We start from the raw sequence: 19,421 nt of genomic DNA on the forward strand, positions 1-19,421 counted from the left end.
GAATTCCATTGGTCAAATTCAGTCGGTAATTATGCCATTGCCAGCCGGGATTCGACAGGGGCAATCCCGTTGCTGAGCGCTTTGAGTGATTGAAGCGCGGCGAAGGCTGGGTTAGCTTAGGCCGATCAAAAAACACTAGACGGGGATTATCGTGAAACGCTTATTGGCTTTGTGTGTAGGTTTAATTATGGGGGCATCAGTGCAAGCAGAGGTTTTAGAGCAAACACTAAGCCTGCCGGACAATTTAGGTACGGCGGTTCTCTACCGGGCAGCGGCAAGCGATGAACTCAAGCCCGCCGTGATTGTGGTGCATGAGTGGTGGGGGCTGAATGATTACGCCAAATCCCGTGCGCGAATGCTGGCTGAAGCGGGTTATACCGCACTGGCGCTGAATATGTATGACGAGGGCGAAGTGTCTGATCACCCTGAAAACGCCAAACTGTTTATGCAAAAAGCACTGGCAAACCCTAAGCAAATGAATGCGCGAGTTGATACCGCGATGCTGGTTCTGCGTCAGCAACGTGGCGTAAACAATAATGCGATTTATGCTATTGGGTACTGTTTTGGTGGCGCAGTAGTACTGCAGCAGGCGCGTCGCGGTGTGAATTTGGCGGGCGTGGCCAGTTTTCACGGCAGCCTCGGTACCGAGACTCCCGCTCAGAAAGGCGTGATCAAAGCCAAGGTGCTGGTCGCCAATGGCGCGGCTGATCCCTTTGTGCCCGCCGAGCAAGTGACAGGTCTGGTGCAGGAGATGGCAGCGGCCGAGGTGGATTTACAGTTAATGAATTTTGCCAATGTAACCCACGGCTTTAGCAATCCGGGCGCGACCGCCAAAGGCCAGAAATACAATATGCCACTGGCTTATGATGCGGCGGCGGATAAGGCGAGCTGGCAAGCACTGCTAGATATGTTGGGGCGTGAGCAGGCCAATTAAGCGGTATGAGTAAAAAATAAGCGGCATGAGTAAAAAAGACGAGGGCCTGTCGAGGCTGAAAACCGGCGGGTTCTCGCGGCGTTTGGAGTTATCAAAACTCGGATTGAAATTCGGCAGCCGCGCCATAGGCCAAAAGCTGCGCGAACAATTCAGTGATAATGACGAGGCTCATCAGCAGCGCCGTCAGCAAAACATCGACTGGCTGATTGCCGAGCTTGGCAAGCTAAAAGGCAGCGTGGTGAAGATCGGCCAGGTGATGGCCACCTATGGTGACTTTGTGTTGCCGCCAGAGGTGGCTGATGCGCTTCATCGGCTTGAAGACGATACGCCGCCTATGGCGTGGTCGGTGATTCAAAAACAATTGCACTGCGAGTTAGGCGCTGAGCGTTTAGCAGAATTGGATATTGATCCGACTCCGCTGGCGGCGGCCTCATTGGGGCAGGTGCATCGCGCCACCTTGAAAAAAACCGGCGCAGAACTGTGCATTAAAGTGCAGTATCCGGGAGTGGATACCACCATTGATGCTGATTTTGGCGCGGTGCTGACCCTGCTTAAACTCTCTCGCTTATTGGAATCAACCCGCAATATAGATGCGTGGTTTGAGGATGTGCGTGAGCTGCTCCACAAAGAAGTGGATTACGAGCAAGAGCGGCGCGATATGGATTTTGTCGCGCAAAAATTGGCGGCGGATTCCCGCTATATTGTTCCTCAAAGTTATCCTGAATATTGCACTCGCCGAATTCTCACTATGAGTTATGAGGCGAGCGAGGCGGTAGCCAGTGATGCGGTACAAGCGCTTTCGCAATCGCGGCGCAATGCGCTAGGTCGCAGCATACTTGGGGTGTTTTTAAATGAGGTGTTTTGCTGGAAGCGCCTGCAAACCGACCCCAACTTTGGCAACTTTCGGGTAAGAGTTGACCCCCAAGGTGAGCAGGATCAATTGCTATTGCTGGATTTTGGCGCCATGCGAATGCTGTCTGAGCCTTTCGCCACAGAATTCGGCGAGATGTTACTGGCAGCTTATCGCAAAGATCGCATAGTGTTTCTTGAGCGCGCGATCAGCTTGGAATTTATGAAATCGCACTTTCCCGATAGTGTGCTGCAAAATTTTGCCGATATTGGAATGGATATCGCGGAGCCGTTGCGCGGTGTGGATGACTCGGTGCCGAGCAGCGCCACAAATTCAGATGGGGTCTATCATTGGCGCCAAAGTAATTTACCCAAGCGCATTGCCAAACAGGCAATGGCGGCGTCGCTCAGTTTGTACTTTGCGCTGCCGCCCAAGGACTTTCTCTATGTCATGCGAAAACTTCTGGGTGTGTATGCCTTGATCGCCCAGCTCGACGCCCAGTTTGACGGCGAGCCGGTGCTCAAGGCGGTGTGTCAGTTGGATTAGTTGCGAATCCCTTCAATATCCAAGGTCATCTCAACCACTTCTGAGGCGGGGCCGAGGTTCATTGGAATGCCGAAATCCTTCAGCTTGAATTCAGTGGTGCCGGTAAACCCTGCGCGATAACCACCCCAGTAATCTTTGCCTTCGCCGACTTTATCGACATCAATGACCAGCTCTTTGGTAACGCCGCGCAGAGTCAGATCACCGGTCAGGGTCATGCTGCCATCGGCGGCGACGGTGACTTTCTTGCTGGTAAATGTCGCCGTTGGGAATTTCTCAACAAACAGGAAATCTTCCCGGCGCAGGTGCTTATCGCGCTCGGCGTGGTTGCTGTCTACGCTGCGGGTGTCGATATTAACCTGAACCTTTGAGGCTTCAGGCTTGCTGGGGTCGTAAGAAAAGCTGCCATCAAAGGTGTTAAAGCGACCGTATAGCCAGCTATAACCCAAGTGCTTAATTTTGAATTGGATAAAGGCGTGGGCATCTTTTGTGTCGATGGTGTAATCGGCGGCGTGCAGCGGGCTATTTAGGCCCAGCATTGCCAACAACAGAGTGGGAAGAACGCGTTTCATGGGTATCGCTCCTAGTGAGTTAACAGAGTTGTAAAACAGAGTGTTAAAACAGGGTGTTAAAACAGGGTACTGATTTGCTGGGCTTTATTCGCCGCCCAGCATTTTCTTCAGCGTATTATCGCGGTCGAGAAAGTGGTGTTTTAGTGCGGCCAGTGCGTGCAGCCCTGCTACAGCCACAATTGCCCAAGCCAAAATTTCATGAATTTCGCCGGCGATATCTTCTTGCTCAGGCAACCCAGAAATAAGCGCGGGCACCTCGAACCAATTAAATACAGAAATACTGCGGCCATCGGCGGTGGAGATCAGGTAGCCGGCAATCATCGTTGTGAGCATCAGGCCGTAAAGTAGCCAATGAACGAGATGGGAGCTGCTTTTTTCCCAAGGTTTCAGGCTGGGAGCATCGGCGGGGCGCGCATTAGCCAGTCGCCAAAAGAAGCGAAACACCAGCAGCGCCAGCAAAATCAGGCCGATGCTTTTATGAATAAATGGGCCTTGCTTGTACCACGGGTCGTAGTAGCTGAGGCCGCTCATCCACAGGCCGAGGCCGAATAGGCCAATAATGCCCAGCGCCATAAGCCAGTGAATGGCGATGCTGATTGCACCGTAACGGCGAGTTGAATTTTGCAGTTGCATGGCGGCATCCATCTAAAAGTTAAGCCTAGTATAGATAGGATGCGTTGATTAAAAAGCGCAATTTGCACACTTAATTGATCAGAAAAACTGATCTATTTTTGGAGTTGTTATTATCCAAGCAAGGCTGCCAAGCGCTCAACCTCGGCAATCTCGGCGGTGGCGGGCACTAATTGAATTTCATCGCAGCCGACCTCGGTCATGGCGGCAATGCCGTCGCGAATGGCATCGGCATCGTGCATGCTCATGCCCTTGGCGATTTTGCTAGCCTCGCCATCGCCAAACACTTTTAGGTAATCAAAAACATACTGGTAGAGATGTTCCTGTGCGTTATTCGCAAGGGAGTACCAAAATCCGCCCATAAAATAGGGCGTGCTACTGCGCCCGGCGTCTAGCCATGCCTGATTGGCGTTATCTTTGAAATAGCGTGTTAAATCGGCGTTGCCATCCATCGCAAAGCTATACAGGCCGTCGGCCCATTTGGCGACGCGGGCAATACTTTTGGGGCCCATTGATCCAGCGAGAATAGGTGGCCCGCCAGCTTGTACTGGCATGGGGCCGAGTACGCCAATGCCGTCAAAATCTTCGCCCTGCCAGACCCGTTTCATAATCGCGATTTGATCATCCATTTTTTGAAAGCGGCCCTTCATGCTTGCGCCCAAGGCTCGGTAGTCTTGTTCTCTACCGCCAACGCCTACACAGAGAGTAACCCGGCCGTCTGAGAGAATATCCAGTGTGGCGACTTCCTTGGCGGCTTGCATGGCACTGTGCATGGGCAGTACATAGAGCGAAGGAATAATACGAACGCGTTCGGTACAGGCGGCAGCAAAGGCCAGAATATTGCGCATTTCCAGCGTGTTGCCGGTTACGCGTTCACCGCAGGACAGGCTGTGAAAAGGGCCTTGGTCGATGGCGCGACACCAATCTTGAAAGGTTTTGCGGTTGAGCCCCGCTTTCATATAGGGCAAGCAGATTCCGATTTTCATTTTATTGTACGGTTTTGTTTGATTTGAGTGGGTCGCTGATTTATACCGGGAAACAAAGGAAATAGCCTCACCAGATTGGGTGAGGGCAATTTATAGGGCGAATATGGGTATGAAAGATTTTGTGGTTTACAGCTATTTATTAGATGGCAATGGCGGGGCGGCGACCTTGGATGAGGCGGGTTTGAAAAGCTGGACTCCCGAACAAGGTGTGCTTTGGCTGCACCTTAATTACGACAAACCCGACGTTGCGGAATTCCTCGAGCAGGAATGTGGTTTGGATGAAATTACTGTGGCGGCACTGACCGCTGGCGAAACTCGTCCTCGCGCAACTGCTCATGCGGGCGGTGTGTTGATGGCGCTGCGTGGCGTGAATATGAATCCGAATGCCGACCCGGAAGATATGGTGTCGATCCGTTTGTTCGCAACGCCTCAGCGTATTATTAGCACCCGTAAACGCCGCCTGCTTTCGGTTGATGATCTGGTCAATGGCTTGCAACAAAATGCAGGGCCGGCCAGCTCGGCGGAATTTATTTCGCTGCTTTGCGATCGACTGGTGCGGCGCATGTCGGGCTTGGTTATGGATTTGGAGGAGCATCTCGACACCTTGGAAGAGTCGTTGATGAATCTGCCACGCAACAAGTTGCGCAGTGAATTGAGCGATGTGCGTCGCCAATGTATTTCCCTGCGCCGTTATTTGGCGCCCCAGCGCGAGGCCTTGAGTTGGTTTGTGTCTGAGCGCCTAGCTTGGTTTGGCGATATAGAGCGGGCGCAGGTGAGGGAGACGGGCGATCAGTTAGCGCAGAAGATTGAAACGCTGGACAGCATTCGTGATCGTGCGGGCGTGGCGCAAGAAGAATTGGTTAACCAGATTTCGGAAGAGTCCAATAATCGCATGTATTTATTGTCGATTGTGTCAGCGATATTTTTGCCCTTGGGTTTTGCCACTGGCGTATTGGGCGTGAATGTTGGCGGAATTCCCGGTGCCGATAATGCCGATGCTTTCGCTATCTTTGTGCTGGGCATGGCGGTGATTGCCGGGGCGATGTTGGCGTGGTTTCGCTATAAGAAGTGGGTTTGATTTCTTAGAACAAAATCCCCGGCACTGGGCCGGGGATGGCAGCGATTTTGGTTTGCTAGATCAAGCGGAAAAACTCGATTGCAGTCTTTGTAGCAAGGTTTTAACGGGCTCGACCTGGTTCATCGTATAAAAATGAATGCCGGGCGCGCCGCCTTCCATCAATACGTGGCAAAGTTCGTTCACCACCTCTAAACCAAATTTGGCAATGCTGTCGGTGTCGTCGCCATAGGCTTCAAGTTTCTGTGCCAGCCAGCGCGGAATGTCGGCTCCGCAATTGCGTGAGAAGCGCGCCAAATTTGTATAGTTAGTGATGGGCATAATGCCGGGATAAATCGGTTTGTCGATGCCGATTTTTTCGCAGGCATCCAGAAAGTAAAAATAGCTATCTGGATTAAAGAAATACTGGGTGATGGCGCTATTGGCGCCGGCATCCAATTTTTCCTTTAGAAAGCGCACATCGGCATCGTAGCTGGGCGCATCTGGGTGAATCTCCGGATAAGCCGCGACTTCGATTTCGAAATGATCGCCGGTGTGCTTGCGAATAAACTCTACCAACTCGCGGGCATAAACCAAACGAGTGGCACCCATGCCGGAAGGCAGGTCGCCGCGCAGGGCAACAATGCGATCTACGCCGTTGGCTTTGTAGTCCTCAATTAATTCCAGCACCGTGGCTTCATCATCGCCACCAAAGGACAGGTGAGGGGCGACAGACAGGCCAGCCTGTTTGGTTTCCAGCACAATGCCACGGGTGTTATTGCGGGTTGAGCCGCCAGCGCCGTAAGTCACCGAGAAAAATTCCGGTGACAATTCGGCCAGTTCGGCTCGGGTTTGAGAGAGCTTTTCCCGGCCGGCATCGGTCTTGGGCGGGAAAAACTCAAAGCTGTAACGCTTGCTCATACTAATGCCTTTTAAAATCGCGCCTTAATATTTGTAGCTTTCTGGCTTGTAAGGGCCTTCGACTTTCACGCCAATGTATTTGGCCTGATCCGCAGACAGCTTAGTGATTACGCCACCAAAGCCGGCAACCATGTGCGCCGCAACTTCTTCGTCCAATTTCTTGGGCAGAACTTCTACGGTAATCGCATTGGCTTTGAAATCGTCATCGAGATCAGCAAAGCGGCGCTCGTAAAGATACATCTGAGCCAGTACTTGGTTGGCAAACGAGCCATCCATAATGCGGCTGGGATGGCCGGTAGCATTGCCGAGGTTGACCAGTCGGCCTTCTGACAGCAGGATCAAGTGGTCGTTTTCGGCCTTGTTGCGGTAGACCAAATGCACTTGGGGTTTTACTTCTTCCCACTGCCAGTTTTTGCGCATAAAGGCGGTGTCGATTTCATTGTCGAAGTGACCGATATTGCAGACCACACAGCCGTTTTTCAGGGCTTTCAACATATTGGCGTCGCACACGTTAACGTTGCCGGTGGTAGTAACCAACAGGTCGGTGTTGCCCAGCAGAGTGGTGTTAATACCGTCTTCGCTGCCGGTGTTAATGCCATCGTTGTACGGTGAAACTACTTCAAAACCGTCCATGCAGGCTTGCATGGCACAGATGGGATCAATTTCGGTGACCTTAACAATCATACCTTCCTGACGCAGCGACTGAGCGGAGCCTTTGCCCACATCGCCGTAGCCAATCACCAGTGCTTTTTTGCCAGACAGCAGGTGGTCGGTGCCGCGTTTAATCGCATCGTTCAGGCTGTGGCGGCAGCCGTATTTGTTGTCGTTTTTAGACTTGGTCACCGAGTCGTTTACGTTGATGGCGGGTACCTTCAGCTCGCCATTGGCCAGCATTTCTTGCAGGCGATGAACGCCCGTGGTGGTTTCTTCAGTAATGCCGTGCACGTTTTCCAAAACCTGTGGGTATTTGTCGTGCAGGATGGCAGTCAGATCGCCGCCATCGTCCAGCACCATATTGGCATCCCAAGGTTGACCGTCTTTCAGAATGGTCTGCTCGATACACCACTCGTACTCTTCTTCGGTTTCACCCTTCCACGCAAACACGGGAACACCGGCAGCGGCAACGGCGGCAGCAGCGTGATCCTGAGTTGAGAAAATATTGCAGGATGACCAGCGTACTTCTGCGCCCAATGCCACCAGCGTTTCAATAAGAACGCCAGTTTGAATGGTCATGTGAATGCAGCCCAGAATCTTGGCGCCGGCCAAGGGCTTTTCGGCGCTGTATTTTTCACGCAAAGCCATCAGGGCAGGCATTTCACCTTCGGCAATGCTCAGTTCTTTACGGCCCCAAGCGGCGAGGTTGATGTCCGCTACTTTAAAGTCGTTGGCGATGTTGTTTGCTGTCGCGGTGCTCATAATCTTATCTCCGTCGTTTTGCCGTGATTTACAGTGCGGCTTTCAGTGCTTCGGCTTTGTCAGTTTTTTCCCAGCTAAATGCGGTTGCAGTTTCGCTGCGCTCTTGGCCACCTTCTTTGAAGGTGTAAGTGTGTTCGAAAGGATCGCGACCAAAGTGACCGTAGGCTGCGGTAGGTTGGTAAACCGGGTGAGCCAGATCCAGCATTTTGGTAATGCCGTAGGGGCGCAGGTCGAAAACTTCGCGCACAGCGGCAATCAGTTTGTCGTCGCTCACTTTGCCGGTGCCAAATGTGTTGATCGAAATCGAGGTGGGCTCAGCCACGCCAATGGCGTAGCTCACTTGAATCTCGCAGCGGTCAGCTAGGCCGGCAGCAACAATGTTTTTCGCAACATAACGGCCAGCGTATGCCGCACTGCGGTCTACTTTAGATGGGTCTTTACCGGAGAAGGCGCCGCCGCCGTGACGCGCCATGCCGCCGTAAGTGTCTACGATGATCTTACGGCCAGTTAAGCCGCAGTCGCCCACGGGGCCGCCAATGACGAAATTGCCGGTGGGGTTGATGTGGTATTTGGTGCCGGCGTGCAGTAATTCAGCGGGTAGTACTTGCTTGATAATTTCTTCGCGCACCGCTTCTTGCAGCTCAGCCAGTGCAATATCTGGGCTGTGCTGGGTAGACAGTACGACCGCATCGACGGCAACGGGAACGCCGTTTTCGTAGCGCAGGGTAACCTGGCTTTTTGCATCGGGACGCAACCAAGGCAGGGTGCCGTTTTTGCGCAACTGTGCCTGACGCTCTACCAGACGGTGGGAGAAAAACAGCGGGGCGGGCATCAGTTGTGGCGTTTCGTTGGTGGCGTAACCAAACATCAGGCCTTGGTCGCCGGCGCCTTGATCTTCGGGCTTGGCGCGATCAACACCTTGGTTGATATCGATCGACTGTTTGCCGATGGCGTTCAGTACGGCACAGCTCGCGCCGTCAAAGCCAACGTCAGAGCTGTTGTAGCCGATGCCGGTAATTACGTCGCGGATAATGTCTTCCAGATCGACATAGCAGGAAGTGGTGACTTCACCGGCGACAATGGCCATACCGGTTTTAACCATGGTTTCTACCGCTACGCGGGCATATTTGTCGCGGGCCAGAATGGCATCCAGTACCGCATCGGAAATTTGGTCCGCCATTTTGTCGGGGTGGCCTTCCGATACTGACTCGGAGGTAAACAGGCTGTAATCAGACATTTCTTCTTTCCTCAAACAGTGGCGCTATGGGCCACACGTTAGTCCAAAAATTATTCGGGCTTTTTAAACTGCCGAACTTGTACGCGAAATCCGTTCAATTGGGCCAAATAAACTGACGGCCCGTTTTCCAGCGAGCAGGCCGCGGCCCACTCGGTTAATTCATCGGGATCAATGCCCAGCCACTGATCGCCACAAGCCTCTCTGGCCCAGTTCTGGTCGTGGGGGCACAGCTCGGTGATACAGAACAGGCCTCCGGGACGCAGCATTTTGCTGACATCCACAAAAATATCGGCGGGCGAGGGCAGGTGGTGTAGCACCATATTGGCTACCACGCAGTCCGCCTTGGCTTGATGCAATGCTTCGCTGCGGCTGTCGCCCAGCAAAAATTCGATATTGCTCAAGCCTTCCTCAGCTCCGTGTTGCTGTGCCTTGTTAAGCATTTCGGCACTGTTATCCAGCGCGATAACCCGTTGGTAGCGGCGGGAGAGTTCCCCCAAAAAAGTCCCGTCGCCGGGGCCAATCTCAATGGCAAGTTCGCCGCCCTTGGGTTGGCTATTGGCTAACAACTCCGCGCCGCTGTGGCCGTAAACAGCAAAGCCAACCATCAGCTCTTGTTGCTCGCCAAATTGACTGGCGTGGTCGGCAAAAAACAAACGAGAGCGTTCGTGGCGCTCGTCTACCACCTGTTGCCAGCGCTGCTGTTGCTGCTCGTCGAGCTGTAGTTGTTCAGCGGCGGCCAGCAAATTGTGTTGCAGCTCGGCCAGCTCTGGCGCTTCGGGTTGGTAGCGGCGGCGGTAAAACAGGCTATTGCCTTCCCGGCGCTTGGTTATCAAACCGCCCTGACTCAAAATTTTCAGGTGATGACTCATGCCCGATTGGCGGCAATCCAGAATCTGGCAAAGCTCCTGCACGCTGAACGCATCTCGACTGAGTACCCGCAGAATTTGCAGGCGCAAAGGGTCGGCCGCCGCCTTGCAAAGTTGCAGAAGGCGATTGTCCAGGGGTGCGTCGTTCAGAGCCAGTTCTGCAATCATGAGGCGGGAGTGTAGCAGTATGCGCAATCTATATCAAAATATTTTGATATAGATCATCGAAAATGGCGCGATGGTTGAGAAATGGCCTTTTTCACACCGCTAATTACCCTCTAGGGTTTGCCCCTTGAGGCCGGGTAGGGGAAAATACGCGCCCTTTCTTTTCATTTATTTGTCGACATTAGCCTGGAGCCTTCTGATGCCCTCACGCAGTGATTTTGCCAATGCGATTCGTGCCCTGAGTATGGATGCTGTTCAAAAAGCCAAATCGGGTCACCCCGGTGCGCCCATGGGCATGGCGGATATTGCCGAAGTGCTGTGGCGGGATTATCTGCAACACAATCCCGAGAACCCTTCTTGGGCCAACCGCGACCGCTTTGTACTGTCGAATGGTCACGGCTCTATGCTGATTTACTCTCTGCTGCACCTGAGTGGCTACGATCTGAGTATTGAAGATCTGCAGAACTTCCGCCAGTTGCACAGCAAAACGCCAGGCCACCCCGAATACGGTTATACCCCCGGTATTGAAACCACCACCGGCCCGCTGGGGCAGGGCATTGCCAATGCGGTAGGTATGGCGACCGCAGAAAAAATTCTGGCGGCCCAGTTCAACTGTGATGGCCACGAGATTGTTGACCACTACACTTATGTGTTCCTTGGTGACGGTTGCATGATGGAAGGCATCTCCCACGAAGTGTGTTCGCTGGCGGGCACGCTGGGTCTGGGTAAGTTGATTGCCTTCTACGATGACAACGGCATCTCGATTGACGGTGAAGTGGAAGGCTGGTTTAACGACGATACCCCCAAGCGCTTTGAAGCCTACGGCTGGCAGGTAATTCCGGCGGTAGATGGCCACGACAGTGCGGCAATTGCCAAAGCGATTGAAGCGGGTCGCGCCGAGCGCAATAAGCCGACTTTAATCTGCTGCAAAACCGTGATTGGTAAAGGCTCACCAAATAAGCAAGGTAAAGAAGAGTGCCACGGCGCCCCGCTGGGTGATGATGAAATTGCCCTGACCCGCGAAGCGCTGGGTTGGAACTACGGCCCCTTTGAAATTCCAGAAGATATCTATGAAGCGTGGAGCGCGCGCGAGTCTGGAGCGGTGCTGGAGGAGACTTGGAATGAAAAATTTGCGGCCTATGCGGAAGCCTATCCCGAACTGGCGGCGGAATTTAAGCGCCGTGTAACTGGCGAGCTGCCAGCGGATTTTGCCCAGCGCGCGCAGGCCTTTATTGAGCAATGCCAAGCTGAGGGCAAAGTTGTTGCCAGCCGTAAAGCCTCGCAGCTGTGTCTGGATGCCTTCGGTGAAATGCTGCCAGAATTGCTGGGTGGTTCCGCCGACTTGGCCGGTTCTAACCTGACTATTCACAAAGGCTCTAAAGGTGTGAGCGCCGGTGAAGCCAAGGGCAACTACATTTATTACGGTGTGCGCGAATTCGGCATGTCGGCAATGATGAACGGTATTGCCCTGCACGGCGGTTTCATCAATTACGGTGCGACCTTCCTGGTATTTATGGAATACGCGCGTAATGCAGTGCGTATGGCAGCGCTGATGGGTCAGCGCAGCATTTTTGTTTACACCCACGACTCCATTGGCCTGGGCGAAGACGGCCCGACTCACCAGCCTATCGAGCAAATCGCGTCACTGCGCGGTACGCCCAATATGTCCTTGTGGCGCCCCTGCGATATGGTGGAATCGGCGGTGGCATGGCGCGCGGCAATCGAACGTGCCGATGGCCCATCGGCCTTGATCTTTACTCGCCAAAACCTGCCTCACCAACAGCGCGATGCGCAGCAACTCGCCGCAGTTGCCAAGGGCGGTTATGTGCTGAGTGATTGCGACGGCGAGCCTGAAGCCATCATTATCGCTACCGGTTCTGAGGTGCAATTGGCGATGGAAGCGCAGCAGAAACTGGCTGGCGCGGGTCGCAAAGTGCGTGTGGTTTCTATGCCCAGCACGGATGTCTTCGAATCGCAGGATGGCGATTACCGCGAATCGGTATTGCCCAGCACCGTGCTGGCTCGCGTAGCCGTTGAAGCGGCGCACAAAGACTACTGGTACAAGTATGTTGGTTTGGATGGTCGCATTGTGGGTATGGATAGCTTCGGCGAATCTGCACCGGCAGCGGCGCTGTTCGAACACTTTGGTATTACTGTCGATGCAGTAGTTGAAGCGGTTGAGGATTGTGTCAGCTAATTACTGACGGTTTTTTCTATGCTGCGACTGGCAATAAACGGGTACGGACGAATTGGGCGCTGCGTGTTACGCGCGCTCTACGAGTCCGGCTATCGTCAGCAAATGCAGATTGTGGCGATTAACGAGCCCGCAGACCTCGATACTATTGTTCACCTCACTCGCTACGACTCAACGCACGGCCGCTTTGTTGGCAAGGTGAGTAAGGGCGGTGCCAGCCTGATTGTGAATGAGGATGAGATCGCGGTATCGCACTGCGAAAATGTGCGCGATCTGGATTGGGGCCGACATAATATTGATGTGTTGCTGGAATGCAGCGGCACCCAAGACGGCTATCCCGAACTTGAAGTGCATCTCGAGCAGGGCGCTCGACGAGTACTGCTTTCCCAGCCCGGCGAGGCGCGTATTCCCACCATTGTTTATGGCCTCAATCACGACAGTCTGGATAGCGAGACGCGGATTTACTCCAACGCCTCTTGTACCACCAATGGTATTGCGCCGGTGATAGATGTGTTGCACCGCGCCTTTGGCGTGCGGCACGGCATGATTACCACACTCCATTCCGCAATGAACGACCAGCCGGTACTGGACGCCTACCATCACACCGACCTGCGCAAAACTCGCGCGGCGGGCATGTCGATGATTCCGGTGGATACCGGTTTGGCGGCGGGAATTGGCCGTATTTTGCCGGATCTGGATGGCCGCTTTGCCGCCCGTGCGGTGCGCATTCCCACTAATAATGTCTCCGCGCTGGAATTGTCGGTGGTGCTGGATGCGATCGTCAGCCGCGAAGACGTTAACAACGCGCTGCGCATGGCGGCCAATAGCCGCTTAAAAGAAGTGCTGGCCGTGAGCGATGAGCCGCTAGCCTCTTGTGACTATAACCACGACCCGCGTTCGGCCATTGTCGATATGGCGCAAACTCGCGCGGTAGGTGAGTTGGTCAGCATATTGACCTGGTTTGATAATGAATGGGGCTACGCTAACCGCATGTTGGATGTGGTGGCGCATTGGTTGCTTCATGCCTGATTACGAAATTGAAAATTAAAGAAAACTGACGATAGGAACTACACATGAACGTGTTGAAAATGAGTGATCTGGCGCTGGCGGGCAAGCGGGTTTTGATCCGTGAAGACCTCAACGTGCCGGTCAAAGACGGCAAAGTTACTTCGGATGCGCGCATCCGCGCGGCACTGCCAACCATTAAATTAGCCATGGAGCAGGGCGCCAAGGTTATCCTGATGTCCCACCTCGGTCGCCCCACTGAAGGTGAGTACGATAAAGCGTTCTCAATGCAGCCGGTTGCCGATCACCTTGGCGAATTGTTGGGTTGTCGTGTACCTGTGATTGAAGAGTGGCGTTTGGGCGTTGAGCTGAATGACGGCGAAGTTGCCCTGCTGGAAAACGTGCGCTTCAATCCCGGCGAGAAAAAAGACGAAGAATCTCTGGCACGCGCTTACGCCGGTTTGTGTGAGGTGTTTGTAATGGACGCCTTCGGCACGGCTCACCGCGCTCAGGCTTCTACCCACGGTGTTGCCAAATTTGCGCCGGTTGCCTGTGCCGGCCCACTGCTGGCTGCCGAGCTGGAGAATCTGGAAAAAGCACTGGCTAATCCCGCTCGCCCGATGGTGGCGATTGTGGGTGGCTCCAAAGTCTCGACCAAGTTGACCGTGCTGGAAACCCTGTCAGATAAAGTAGACCAACTGATTGTCGGCGGCGGTATCGCCAATACCTTCCTTGCGGCGGCGGGCCATAATGTCGGTAAATCTCTGTGCGAAGACGATTTGATTCCGCAGGCCAAGGCACTGATGGAAAAATGCGATATTCCACTGCCTACTGATGTCGTTACCGGCAAAAAGTTTGATGAAAATGAGCCAGCGACTTTGCGCCCAGTGGAAAACGTGGGCGATGACGATATGATCTTCGATATCGGCCCAGTTAGCGCAGCGTGTTTGGCAGAGATTCTGCGTCAGGCCGGCACTATTATTTGGAACGGCCCAGTTGGCGTTTTTGAGTTTGATCAGTTTGGTGATGGCACCGAAGAAATTGCCAAGGCGATTGCGGAATCACCGGCATTTTCAATTGCGGGTGGCGGCGACACCTTGGCCGCCGTAGATAAATACGGCATCGCCGAGCAGGTGTCGTACATCTCTACCGGCGGCGGCGCTTTCTTGGAATATGTAGAAGGCAAGGTTCTGCCCGCAGTTGCGGTATTGGAAGAGCGGGCAGCACAAGGCTGAACCTGTTTTACGCAAATTTTATAAATTTGAATTAAGGGAAAACGACTATGGCACTTATCAGCATGCGTCAAATGCTGGATCACGCGGCAGAATTTGGTTACGGCGTGCCAGCCTTCAATGTGAACAATCTGGAGCAGACCCGCGCCATTATGGAAGCGGCTCGCGAAACCCAAAGCCCGGTGATCATGCAGGCCTCGGCCGGTGCGCGTAAGTACGCCGGTGCGCCGTTCCTGCGTCACCTGATTTTGGCGGCGATTGAAGAATTCCCCGAGATCCCTGTGGTAATGCACCAGGATCACGGCACTAGCCCGGCGGTATGTCAGCGTTCTATTCAACTGGGTTTCAGCTCCGTAATGATGGACGGCTCACTGCGTGAAGACGGCAAAACCCCATCTGATTACGACTACAACGTGAATGTTACTCGCCAAGTTGTGGATATGGCCCATGCCTGTGGCGTATCGGTAGAAGGTGAGCTGGGTTGTTTGGGCTCACTGGAAACCGGACAAGCCGGTGAAGAAGACGGCGTTGGCGCCGAGGGCACACTGTCTCACGATCAACTGCTGACCGATCCCGAAGAAGCGGCAGACTTTGTCGCCAAGACCGGTGTTGATGCGCTGGCAATTGCCTGTGGAACTAGCCACGGTGCCTACAAATTCACTCGCCCACCTACAGGCGATATTCTGGCGATTGATCGCATTAAAGACATCCACAGCCGTATTCCTAACACCCACCTCGTTATGCACGGCAGCTCCAGCGTGCCGCAGGAATGGTTGGCAATCATCAATGAGTTCGGCGGCGAAATCCCCGAGACTTACGGTGTACCGGTTGAGCAAATTGTGGAAGGCATCAAACACGGTGTGCGCAAGGTGAATATCGACACTGACCTGCGTTTGGCCTCTACCGGTGCTGTGCGCCGCTTTATGGCTAAAAACCCCAGCGAGTTTGACCCGCGCAAATACCTGAAAGAAACCATTACCGCCATGAAAGAGATTTGTGTGGCGCGTTATGAAGCGTTTGGCTGTGCGGGACAGGCGCAAAAAATCAAGCCGCTGAGCCTCGAAGCCATGTTTGTGGATTACGAAGCGGGCAAATTGAACGCTAAAGTAAAATAAGCGTTTTGAAGAGGCTCAATAGAGCCTCTTTTTTTATTCCTATAAATTCAATAAGAAGATCAATATGCCTTGGCGTGAACTTCAGCCACCGCCGGATTTGCCGGCCCTAAGTTTAGAAAGCTCGGTGACCATATCGCCATGGGTGGGCGAATATTTGCGTTATTACGGCCTCGATTTTGAAAAAGACTTTGCCGGCCTGCGGCACTATCTGGGATATTTTGACAGTGTCGGTGAAAGAATTGCCTGTCAGGTTTTTAAATTGCCCGATGCCCACTGCACGGCTTTTGTTTACCACGGTTATTACGACCATGTCGGCCTGTTTAATAATGTAATTGAATACTGCCTGCGGCATGGCTTGTCGGTAGTGGCGTATGACTTGCCGGGTCACGGTTTATCATCAGGGCCGCGCGCATCCATCGACGATTTTTTGAAATATCGCCAAGTATTGCGGGATGCTTTTAAGGCAGTGGACGTATTTGAATTGCCTGCGCAAAAAATTGCCTTGGCGCAAAGTACCGGCTGCGCCGTTTTGAATTCCCATGTTTTGGATGGCGGCGAGCAGGACTTTGAAAAGCTGGTATTAATGGGCCCGCTGGTGCGGCCAACAAGCTGGTGGTGGGGTAGCCCCGCGCACCGGGTGTTGAAACATTTTATTAAAGCCTTGCCGAGAAAATTTGCGCCGAATTCTTCCGATAATGACTTTTTGGAATTTTTGCGTGAGCGAGATCCTTTGCAATTTCGTGGCTTGCCGCTGGCGTGGGTTGGCGCCCTAAAAAAATGGCTGCCGTGGTTTCGCGCCCTGCCCAGCTCCAATGCGCGGGTGCTAATTGTGCAGGGCGATGCCGACGACACCGTGGATTGGCGCTATAACGTACCCTTGCTACAGGGCAAGTATCCCAAGGCCAAATTGGTGATGTTGCCCGGTGGACACCACCACCTTGTTAAAGAAAGCCTAGCTCAGCGGGCCAAGCTGTGGCAGGCCTGCGACGATTTTCTATTTAAATTGCACTAAAAGCGCGGGCAATGTCGCGGACAGCGGCTTGCCAAGCTTGATTGGCTGGGCTAACTTAGCCCGTTGGATCGTTTTAAAAATATCGAATAAAAGGAGTCACTACGAGTCATGAAACTGGTAAGTGCTGTAATCAAACCATTCAAATTGGATGATGTGCGTGCCGCTCTCTCGGAAGTGGGTGTGCAAGGGGTGACCGTATCAGAAGTTAAAGGGTTTGGTCGTCAAAAGGGCCATACCGAGTTGTATCGCGGCGCTGAATACGTTGTCGATTTTCTGCCTAAGGTGAAACTGGAAATTGCGGTCAGTGATGATCAGCTAGATTCAGTGATCGATGCGGTAACGCGTGCCGCTGCCACCGGCAAAATTGGCGATGGCAAAATTTTTGTGACGCCGCTTGAGCAGGTTATTCGTATTCGTACTGGTGAGACCGGCGAAGAGGCAATTTAAGCTCCTCAATGAATGACGGCGTTTGATTAGAAAGCGCATTCTAAATTAGGGCCTCTGGCCCTATTTTTTTGCCTGTGGGTTTCTACTTAAGTACTTGTCTCTGTGCTTCCACGCAAAAATCACCAGTGAGCTAGGTGCTAATCAGTGTTGATATTTTGTTTTGGAAATTAGGCGATTTTGGTAATAACAAATTAGCCTAAAAACCCATCTTGCAAGGCGCATTGTCTAGGCATATAAAGCCCGTGAAAGCTGTTTTTGTTTCCGGTAGGAGGTTGAAATGGGTTCACGTACACGACACGGCGATCAGAATAGAAAAGGCAAAATGCTAACACCAACCACACCCGCTGCGGGTCAAACCCAGCACGATCGTATGCGCGATCAGTTGGCTAGTGATGTGGAGGCGTTTTTGTCTAAGGGCGGACAGATTCAACATCTGGAACCGCATATGCGGGGCTCGATGACCGACAACGATCTGGATTATTGATTTTAAGCGCGTTCTAATTTTTGGTATTTAGAGTCGCGCGATTAATTCAGGTGCATCTCGCCAGTCAGTCATAATGGCATCTGCATCGGGGTGAATGTCGCGATTGTTTTCTAGCAACTGGGCTTGAATTGTTCGAATGCCCAGTTGCCTTGCTCCCTCTATGTCATCCAGCGGGTGATCGCCAATATGCAAGACATCCTCGCTATTACAGTTCGCTAGCTTCAGGGCTTCTTCAAATAGGCGCGGCGAAGGCTTGCTTAGGCCAAATTGCTCCGCTCGCAAACTGTGCCTAACATACTGGCTTAATGGCATTTTGTCTAAATGCGCATTGCCGTTGGTAATACTAATTATCAGATATTTCTGACTTAGCTCGGTAAGCACTTGGCTAACATAGGGAAACAGCGTTACCCGCTGGCGGGCCTGCCAAAAAGTGTGAAACACCTGCTCGGCAATCTGTTCTGCTTCGGTGGCGTAGCCGTGTTCTGCTAGTAGTGCCAGCAAACTTTGCTTACGCCAATCGCTTATATAGTGCTCTAGCTCCGGGTGGGCTTTTAAATATTCCAGCCGCTGCGCCCTGATTTCATGTTGCCCAAGTTTGCTGGTTAGCTTCGGTGCATGTTTTTCCAATTCGGCATAAAAAATTCGGTCTGCTCGTAGTAACACGGCTTGGGCTGGCCATAGGGTGTCATCAAGATCGACAGTAATCAGTTTAATTGGAGAGGGCATGTTACTTGCCTTATTTTGGCTTTCGCTGCGCGCGTGGATGAGCGTTATCGTAAACCTTGGCAAGGTGCTGATAATCGAGATGGGTATAAATTTGTGTAGTGGAAAGATTGGCGTGGCCAAGCAGTTCTTGCACGGCGCGCAAATCACCACTGGATTCCAGCATATGACTGGCAAAGGAGTGACGCAGTTTGTGTGGGTAGAGATTGTCGGGTACGCCTGCTTGTGTGGCGCGTTGCTTAATCCGCAATTCAATGGAGCGATGACTCAAGCGCTCACCGCGATTATTCAGAAATACGGCCTCGTCGCAGGGCGATTGGTTTAACCGTTCAGCCAGCCATTGCTTAAGTGCGTTTAGGGCCATGCCGCCCACGGGAACATTGCGGGTTTTACGGCCTTTACCGGTGACCGTTACTAGCCCTTCCTTTAGGTCGATATCATCAAGGTTTAGTGAGGCCAGTTCAGCTAGGCGCAGGCCAGAGGAATAAAACAATTCCATAATCGCCCGGTCACGTTTGTCGATGGGGGCATCGCCTTTAAATTCCATTAGCTGTTGTACGCGGTCGACATCTAAGCTGCTGGGTAATTTGCGGCCGCGCTTGGGCGCAGAAATGCCGGCAGCAGGATTGGCTTTTACGCCATAGAAGCGAATTTGGTAGTTATAAAAACTGCGCAGAGCGGAAAGCTGACGCTGAATTGAACTGGCCGCTAAACCTTGGCGGCGTAAGTAGCCGACATAGTTGCGGATATCGCCGCTGGCGGCTTTGTTGATTTCGCTGATGCCTTGTTGCTCGCAAAAATTTAAAAAACGGCTGAGGTCACGCCGGTAATTCGAGAGGGTGTGGCCAGACAAACGCTTGGCAGAGCCAAGGTAGTCGAGAAAGGCATCGAGTTGTGTGCTTGCATTCATTTGACTAGGTTAGGGCTTGAGGCAATCGGCGACAAGGGGCGTGAACCTTTAAAAAATTTAATTGGATAGTTTTATGAGTCGCGCCCAGCGATGTGATAGAAAGTGATGTGATAAGAAGTGATTCA

General features: G+C 52.8%; 19 protein-coding genes. 10 read left to right on the forward strand and 9 right to left on the reverse strand.

Going from position 1 to position 19,421, the window contains the following annotated elements:
• Positions 1-151 precede the first annotated feature (151 nt).
• Together IB286_RS02180 and IB286_RS02185 are read left to right on the forward strand one after the other, a co-directional pair.
• Positions 152-934, forward strand: a complete 783-nt coding sequence (locus tag IB286_RS02180) for a dienelactone hydrolase family protein (RefSeq protein WP_317889678.1) — start codon at positions 152-154, stop codon at positions 932-934.
• Positions 935-959: 25 nt separating this feature from the next.
• Entirely contained in the window at positions 960-2,330 is a 1,371-nt protein-coding gene (locus tag IB286_RS02185) for an ABC1 kinase family protein (protein WP_190762015.1), read from the forward strand.
• On the opposite strand, the gene IB286_RS02190 is transcribed toward IB286_RS02185, so the two are convergent.
• From IB286_RS02190 to IB286_RS02200, 3 genes are all read right to left on the reverse strand, one after another.
• Positions 2,327-2,899 (reverse strand): YceI family protein, encoded by a 573-nt coding sequence (locus tag IB286_RS02190; RefSeq protein ID WP_190762016.1) that lies wholly within the window; start codon positions 2,897-2,899, stop codon positions 2,327-2,329. The two genes, IB286_RS02185 and IB286_RS02190, sit on opposite strands and share 4 nt — an antisense overlap.
• Before the next feature lie 84 nt (positions 2,900-2,983).
• Positions 2,984-3,532, reverse strand: a complete 549-nt coding sequence (locus IB286_RS02195) for a cytochrome b (RefSeq protein WP_190762017.1) — start codon at positions 3,530-3,532, stop codon at positions 2,984-2,986.
• A gap of 110 nt (positions 3,533-3,642) precedes the next feature.
• Entirely contained in the window at positions 3,643-4,515 is an 873-nt protein-coding gene (locus IB286_RS02200) for an LLM class flavin-dependent oxidoreductase (RefSeq protein ID WP_190762018.1), read from the reverse strand.
• A gap of 109 nt (positions 4,516-4,624) precedes the next feature.
• On the opposite strand from IB286_RS02200, the gene IB286_RS02205 reads away from it, so the two are divergent.
• Positions 4,625-5,593 (forward strand): zinc transporter ZntB, encoded by a 969-nt coding sequence (locus IB286_RS02205; RefSeq protein WP_190762019.1) that lies wholly within the window; start codon positions 4,625-4,627, stop codon positions 5,591-5,593.
• Between the two features lie 60 nt (positions 5,594-5,653).
• Here the strand turns inward: IB286_RS02205 and metF are convergent, their stop codons facing one another.
• The 4 genes from metF to IB286_RS02225 are packed head-to-tail and all read right to left on the reverse strand — an operon-like array spanning position 5,654 to position 10,177.
• Entirely contained in the window at positions 5,654-6,490 is an 837-nt protein-coding gene (gene metF / locus IB286_RS02210; RefSeq protein ID WP_190762020.1) for a methylenetetrahydrofolate reductase [NAD(P)H], read from the reverse strand.
• A 24-nt stretch (positions 6,491-6,514) separates the two neighbouring features.
• Positions 6,515-7,906, reverse strand: a complete 1,392-nt coding sequence (gene ahcY / locus IB286_RS02215) for an adenosylhomocysteinase (RefSeq protein WP_190762021.1) — start codon at positions 7,904-7,906, stop codon at positions 6,515-6,517.
• A gap of 28 nt (positions 7,907-7,934) precedes the next feature.
• A complete protein-coding gene (gene metK / locus IB286_RS02220; RefSeq protein ID WP_190762022.1) occupies positions 7,935-9,143 on the reverse strand; it encodes a methionine adenosyltransferase in 1,209 nt (402 codons plus the stop codon).
• 50 nt (positions 9,144-9,193) lie between these two features.
• On the reverse strand, positions 9,194-10,177 hold the full coding sequence (locus tag IB286_RS02225) for an ArsR/SmtB family transcription factor (RefSeq protein WP_190762023.1): 984 nt from the start codon (positions 10,175-10,177) through the stop codon (positions 9,194-9,196).
• Between the two features lie 196 nt (positions 10,178-10,373).
• On the opposite strand from IB286_RS02225, the gene tkt reads away from it, so the two are divergent.
• The 7 genes from tkt to IB286_RS02260 all read left to right on the forward strand — a co-directional run bounded on the left by tkt (position 10,374) and on the right by IB286_RS02260 (position 17,663).
• Positions 10,374-12,371 (forward strand): transketolase, encoded by a 1,998-nt coding sequence (gene tkt, locus IB286_RS02230; protein ID WP_190762024.1) that lies wholly within the window; start codon positions 10,374-10,376, stop codon positions 12,369-12,371.
• 18 nt (positions 12,372-12,389) lie between these two features.
• A complete protein-coding gene (locus IB286_RS02235) occupies positions 12,390-13,397 on the forward strand; it encodes a type I glyceraldehyde-3-phosphate dehydrogenase (RefSeq protein ID WP_190762025.1) in 1,008 nt (335 codons plus the stop codon).
• 44 nt (positions 13,398-13,441) lie between these two features.
• Positions 13,442-14,608: a phosphoglycerate kinase gene (locus IB286_RS02240; RefSeq protein WP_190762026.1), complete on the forward strand. Its 1,167-nt coding sequence runs from the start codon at positions 13,442-13,444 to the stop codon at positions 14,606-14,608.
• Between the two features lie 47 nt (positions 14,609-14,655).
• Positions 14,656-15,720 carry a class II fructose-bisphosphate aldolase gene (fba, locus tag IB286_RS02245; protein WP_190762027.1) on the forward strand — a complete coding sequence of 355 codons (1,065 nt, stop codon included), beginning with the start codon at positions 14,656-14,658 and terminating at the stop codon, positions 15,718-15,720.
• Positions 15,721-15,784: 64 nt separating this feature from the next.
• A complete protein-coding gene (locus tag IB286_RS02250) occupies positions 15,785-16,732 on the forward strand; it encodes an alpha/beta hydrolase (protein WP_190762028.1) in 948 nt (315 codons plus the stop codon).
• A 108-nt stretch (positions 16,733-16,840) separates the two neighbouring features.
• The gene (glnK, locus tag IB286_RS02255) at positions 16,841-17,179 is read left to right on the forward strand and encodes a P-II family nitrogen regulator (protein WP_190762029.1); all 339 of its coding nucleotides are present in this window, start codon (positions 16,841-16,843) and stop codon (positions 17,177-17,179) included.
• A 277-nt stretch (positions 17,180-17,456) separates the two neighbouring features.
• Entirely contained in the window at positions 17,457-17,663 is a 207-nt protein-coding gene (locus IB286_RS02260) for a hypothetical protein (RefSeq protein ID WP_190762030.1), read from the forward strand.
• Positions 17,664-17,690: 27 nt separating this feature from the next.
• Here the strand turns inward: IB286_RS02260 and IB286_RS02265 are convergent, their stop codons facing one another.
• Both IB286_RS02265 and xerC read right to left on the reverse strand, forming a co-directional pair.
• Positions 17,691-18,389: an HAD family hydrolase gene (locus tag IB286_RS02265; protein ID WP_190762031.1), complete on the reverse strand. Its 699-nt coding sequence runs from the start codon at positions 18,387-18,389 to the stop codon at positions 17,691-17,693.
• Positions 18,390-18,399: 10 nt separating this feature from the next.
• Positions 18,400-19,296, reverse strand: a complete 897-nt coding sequence (xerC, locus tag IB286_RS02270; RefSeq protein WP_190762032.1) for a tyrosine recombinase XerC — start codon at positions 19,294-19,296, stop codon at positions 18,400-18,402.
• Between the last annotated feature and the right edge of the window lie 125 nt (positions 19,297-19,421).

Origin of the sequence: Spongiibacter pelagi (genome assembly GCF_014705705.1) — a bacterium.
Lineage (GTDB): Bacteria > Pseudomonadota > Gammaproteobacteria > Pseudomonadales > Spongiibacteraceae > Spongiibacter > Spongiibacter pelagi.